This is a genomic window from Streptomyces sudanensis, from assembly GCF_023614315.1.
Classification (GTDB): domain Bacteria; phylum Actinomycetota; class Actinomycetes; order Streptomycetales; family Streptomycetaceae; genus Streptomyces; species Streptomyces sudanensis.
On record NZ_CP095474.1, the window covers coordinates 720,059 to 720,359 of the forward strand.

Annotated in this window: 1 pseudogene; it reads right to left on the reverse strand. The window is 82.7% G+C overall.

What is annotated here, in order from left to right:
- A pseudogene (locus tag MW084_RS03155) lies at positions 1-301 on the reverse strand (ice-binding family protein); the annotation flags it as partial.

Consider the following 301-nt stretch of genomic DNA (forward strand, 5'->3'; position numbering starts at 1 on the left):
GGGGCGCTCTCGGCGGGGGCGCCATCGCCTACGGGGGCCGGGCCGCCCTCGGCGCCGGGAACACCGGGGACGAACGCGCCCTCGGCGCCGGGGGCGTGCGGCTCGTGCGGCTCGTCCCCCCACGGGGAGTCGTCCGGCTCGTCCGGGTCGCCCGGGTCGCCCGGGTCGCCCGGGTCGTCCGGCTCGTCCGGGTCGTCCGGGTCGTCCGGCCACGGGGAGTCGTCCGGCCACGGGGAGCCGTCCGGCTCGCGCGGGTCGTCCGGCCACAGGGGCTCGTCGGGGGCCCCGGCGAGCTCGGGGG